The sequence below is a fragment of the Streptomyces sp. NPDC005195 genome (assembly GCF_040608315.1).
GTDB classification, from domain to species: Bacteria; Actinomycetota; Actinomycetes; order Streptomycetales; family Streptomycetaceae; genus Streptomyces; species Streptomyces kaempferi.
On sequence record NZ_JBEXHZ010000157.1, the window covers coordinates 1 to 4,905 of the forward strand.

A 4,905-nucleotide genomic window follows, 5' to 3' on the forward strand; every position below is an offset into this window, starting at 1 on the left:
GTCCCCTGCCGGGCCGCGGCGGGGCTACGCGCCCGGCCACGTTGTCCCAACCCCCGCGGGGGGGGTCGCCCCGGGACTGCGTAGTCCGTGAGCAACCCCCGCCGAGTCGTTCTGTCAGCCCTTGACAGCACCGCCGTTGATGGCGACGCGCTGCCCGTAGCGAGCGAAGGGGTAGTAGTCGTACGTCGCGTGATGCTGCACGCAGCGGTTGTCCCAGAAGACGAGAGTGCCCGGGGTCCAGCGGACGCGGCAGTGCAGTACCGGCGTGCAGGCGATGGTGTCGAAGAGCATGTCGAGCAGGGCCTCGCTCTCCCGGGCCGCGAGCTGCGGGACCCGGCTGGTGTAGGCCTTGTTGACGTAGAGCAGCTTGCGGTCGGTCTCGGGATGCCGGGCGACGAGCGGCTGCTCGGTTTTGGGGATTACGTAGTCCGCGGGCGGGGTGTATCCCGCCAGGGCCTTGGCGCCGTCGTGGACGGCGGTGAGCTGGTCCAGCAGGGCGCGCATGGTCGGTGAGAGCATGTCGTACGCGAGGTGCATGTTGGCGAAGAGGGTGTCGCCGCCGCACCCGGGCTCGGGAATCTCGGTGATGTAGAGCATCGACCCCAGGGAGGGTTCGGCGTCAGCGGTCCCGTCGGCGTGCCAACCGTTGCCGGCGACGTTCGCAGCGGCCGACGTCGTGCGTATCTCCAGGATGTAGGGGTCGCCCTCGGGGGGCGCCGGGTTGACCGGACGCAACTCGCCGAAGGCGGAGGCGAAGCGCTTGTGGTCCTCGATCGAGATCGTCTGATCGCGGAAGACCAGGACGTGGTGATCGCGGAACGCCGTGCGGATCTCTTCCAGCTGCTCCGCCGAAAGGTTCTCGGACAGATCGACGCCCGAGATCTCCGCGCCCAGGACGGGAGTGATCCGTTCGAGGGTGAGCGTGCGGTAGTTGTGCACGGGGCGCGTGGTTATCGCTTCCAGTGCTTCGCGTTCGTATGACTCCATGACTTCCTCCGTGGGTGGGTGGGTTAGAGGCCTCGGTCGAGCAGTTCGGTGAGGATGACGCGTCCGAAGGCGAGGTTGCCGTGGATTTCGTCGTTCGCCTCGCACAGTTCGGGGCGTTGGAGTCCGTCCGGACTGGTGGTCCGGCGGCGCAGGTCAACAATCTCGGCCCCGCGCTCCGCCACGGCCAGCCGGATGCTCTCCTGCGCGGCCATGAAGACCGTCGGATCGGACTGGCCGGGTACGCGCTGCGGCGGCATGACCGCCAGGACCCGCAGTCCGAGGCTCACGGCGTGTCCGTAGAAGCCCAGGGAGTCGCGGACGGCGGCACGCACGATGGCGTCGAACAAGGGAGACGCGAGGAAGGCCGACGGGACCGAGCCCGAGCGGTCCCGGTAGAGGTCCCAGTTCTCCCGCAGCGCGACGAAGTGCGCGCAGAAACCGAACGTCGCGACCAGCGGTACGTCCAGTCCCGCGAGGGCGGCCACGCCGAGTTCGCCGAGGAAGCGCCGGTAGTGCTCCTCGGCCTCCTCGGCGTGGAACACGACATCGCTCCCCTCCGGCGTGTCGCGGACCGTGAAGAAACTGTCGGTGAACTCCCGGCCGGGGCCGATGGGACCGCCCTGGAACGGGATTCCGGCGTTCTGCGCCGCTCGTCCGATCGGTCCCGCATGGGAGTCGCCGAGCAGCAGAAACCTAGCGGGGGCTGTAGTAGTCAAGGACGGCGTCCTCACAGGCTGCGTCTCCTGGACGGGCGGCGGGGTCGTTCGCCGGCTGCGGTTTTGCGGGGCGCTGCCGGAGTCCGGCCACGAAGTGCCGCATCACGAAGTCGACCCCCTCGGTGGTCACGGTGCGGTGGTTGGGGCCGAAGAAACGGCCGCCGAACACGGGACCGGTGATGAGCTCGTAGGACGGGAAGTAGTCGATGTCCGGGTCCTCCAGGGCGAGCTGCCCCGCGACCGCGCGCAGCACGGACTTGCTGTATCCGTTCGCGGGCAGCGCGTGGGCGCCGGTGGCCGTCGCGGTCAGCGGCTGCGGTGACACCGTCAGCAGGATGCGCAGACCGGGATTGGCCAGGCGCGCCATCGCGATCGCCTCGGTCATGTCCCGGTGCGCTTCGGCGAAGGTGAAGTTGCGCAGGGTGTGACGGTCGACGTCGAAGGTGCCGCGAACGGTACCGGGGCAGGCGGGATACACCGTGCCAGCGGCTGCGTCGCGCCATGCTTCCGTGAGCCCCATGGTGAAGACCAGACAGCTGGCCGTGGTGACTGCGGTGCGGATGGCGTCCAGAGTGACCTCACGCGCTTTGAGCATGTGGGCGGGGGAGGCGAAGCCCTCGGGTTCGATCGCGGGGCGGTAGGGGTCGAAGAAGCGGTCGCCCTCCGCCCAGGCCTCCTCTGGCGGCTGGGCGTGGCCGAAGGCCCACGACAGCCACTGGCGCAGGACGGCGGGCGTGTAGATGTTGCCGGTGCGAAAGGAGAACGCGCCGTAGCCGCGTTCCTGTTGCTGCTGCCGGGTCAGGCCGGGCGGGGCGGGCTCTGCGTTGAGCCAGTTCATGCCCGAGTCGAGCAGGGCGCGGCCGATCTGCGCGGCGAAGCAGGAGCCTGCGGTGACGACTGGATCGTCCTGGCCGAGGGCGAATTTGGGCCTCCAGACGTCCTGGATGTCTAGCGGGTCCGGTTCGGCGACCGCGGGTCGCCAGAACGCCCGGACGGGCAGGGACTGGTAGGGGTTCACTGTGCGTGCTCCGATCCTTGCTCGCCGTGTGCCCGGGCACCGGCGGCCGGGCCCGCCACCGTGGCCACGATGGTCTCGGCCACGGCGTGGACGTGGGGTGGCGTGACGATTCCGTAGTGGTCGGTGACCAACGACCGCCGAACGGCGGCGGGAGGCAGGCAGGCGCTCCACTGCCGGTCCGTCTCCCTGGGGTCGCCGGGTACGGGCATGCCCGGCGTCGGTTGTTCGGCCAGCCACAGGAAAGTGGGGGTGGAGGCGAGCGGCAGCACCCGGTGCTCGCTCAGGCTGCGCAGGTTCGCCCGGCAGCAGCGGGCCAGTCTCTCGGCGTACGCCCGCGCGTGCTCGGCCGGCTGCGCCGAGACGTCGGCGCCGAGTTCGGCGGCGAAGACCCGCTCGATGGCGGTCTCGTCGTAAGCGGCGACCAGCGCGCCGGCCTCCGGCGGCGGCGGGTCCAGCAGGAAGAGCGCCTCCGCGGGCCCGCCCGCCGACTCGGCCAGCCCGGCCATCTCCATGGCCACCCGAGCGCCGTAGGACCACCCGGCCAGGTGGAGCCGGTGGTCGGAGCCGTCGAAGCGGTCACGAAGTGCCGTGTCGTAGTGACGGGCGCGTTCGGCCAGCGACCACGAGGGCATCGAGGCGTCGCGGAGCGCCGGATCGGCGATGAGGCACACGGTGGGGAGGGGTCCTAGCGCCGTCACCAGGGAACGGTAGGCCTGGATGTCCCCGCCGACAGGGTGTATCAGACACAGGACAGCCGAGCCGGTTCCCTCCTGCCAGATGTCGAGGACTACGCGGGAAGCGGGGTCCTCGGCTCGTGCGGCGAGGGGTTCCGCAGGGGCCAGCGCCGCCTCCAGGTGTTTGCAGATCTCGGTGAGGCTCACCTGGTGACTGAACGAGGCCAGGTCGAGTGCGACGCCGTGGCCCTTTTCGATCTGGACGATCAGGTCGATCATGGTCAGTGAGTCGGCACCGAGGTCGTACAGAGAGGCGTGCGGGTCCAGTTCGTTAACACCGAGCAGATCCTGGATCACCCGGGTCGTGGTTGCGGCGCGGTCTCCCGCACGGTGCGGGTCCCGGGACCCCGTCTCTGCGTCCGCAGGGCCGGACTGTGTCGAGCGCGGTTTGGTCAGGCCGTGGGCGGGCGCGTAGAACGCGCGGGAGGTCTCGAGGTCGGTGGTGGAGACGAGGAGCTGGGGCAGGCGCAGTGCTATGGCGCGAGCGAAGACCTCCGTGCCCTCCGCCACCGTCAGACCGACCCGCAGATGGGCCTGGTGGCGGCTGTCCGAGCCGAGGTTGCGGGTCGCCATCCCGGTCTCGCTCCAGATGTCCCAGTCGATGCCGATGCGGTCGGTCGTCTCCGTCTCGCTGGTCCGGTGGTGGGCGAAGCCGTCGAGGAGGCTCGCGCCGGCCGCGTAGTCGCTCTGACCGATGCCGCCGAGCAGGGCCGACATCGAGGAGCAGTACACCGCGATCTCCGGGTGGAAGCTCTCGATGAGACGTTCCATGACGAGTGCGCCGTTCTCCCTGGCCGCTGCGGCGCCGGCCATCGCGGTGGCGTCGCGGCGCACGAGCAGCGCGCCGAACCCGAGTCCGGCGGCGTGGACCACTGTGTCGAGCCGCGGAGTGTGCTCCGCCACGGCTGTCACGACCTCGCTCACGGACATGACTGCCATGTCCGCCGTGACGAGGCCGACGCGGTCGGCCCATCGGTTCAGTTCCGCGGGCAGCCGAGGATTCCTCGACAGCAGCAGGACCCGGCCACCGGTGTGCTCCAGCAGCCAGGCGGCGATGGCGCCGCCGATGCCGCCCGTGCCGCCCAGAACCAGGTGGACGGTCTCCTCACCGGAGGACACGAGGGCCTCCGTGTCGGACGGTGCCGGCACGGGTGTGGTTGCCCGCCGCCACCAGAAGCCGTCGCGCAGCGCGAGCTGCCGGGACGGAGCCGGACCGTCGGGACGTCCGCCGCGACGTGCTTCGGTGATGGCCGCCGCCACGCGGCCGGCCCAGCGGGTGAGGTCGCCGTCGGGGAGGTCCAGCCAGTGGCCGTCCAGGGCACGCTCCTGGGAGGCGACCTCGACCGGGCCCGCGAGCAGGGCCAGTTCGGGCCGCTCCACCGTGCCGGTCACAGGCTGGGCACCGTACGACAGCCACCACACACGCGGAGAGGCGCTCCGGCCGTCCAGC

Annotated in this window: 4 protein-coding genes; all 4 read right to left on the reverse strand. The window is 70.6% G+C overall.

The features are described 5' to 3' along the window. Positions 1 to 114 precede the first annotated feature (114 nt). On the reverse strand, positions 115 to 987 hold the full coding sequence (locus ABZV34_RS37105; RefSeq protein WP_356286973.1) for a TauD/TfdA family dioxygenase: 873 nt from the start codon (positions 985 to 987) through the stop codon (positions 115 to 117). 23 nt (positions 988 to 1,010) lie between these two features. After that, positions 1,011 to 1,703, reverse strand: a complete 693-nt coding sequence (locus tag ABZV34_RS37110; protein ID WP_356286976.1) for a hypothetical protein — start codon at positions 1,701 to 1,703, stop codon at positions 1,011 to 1,013. Beyond that, entirely contained in the window at positions 1,681 to 2,721 is a 1,041-nt protein-coding gene (locus ABZV34_RS37115; protein ID WP_356286979.1) for a GSCFA domain-containing protein, read from the reverse strand. Before ABZV34_RS37115 ends, ABZV34_RS37110 begins: the two co-directional genes overlap by 23 nt. Continuing rightward, a partial coding sequence (locus ABZV34_RS37120) for an SDR family NAD(P)-dependent oxidoreductase (RefSeq protein WP_356286982.1) occupies positions 2,718 to 4,905 on the reverse strand: 2,188 nt, incomplete at its 5' end. The genes ABZV34_RS37120 and ABZV34_RS37115, both read right to left, overlap by 4 nt.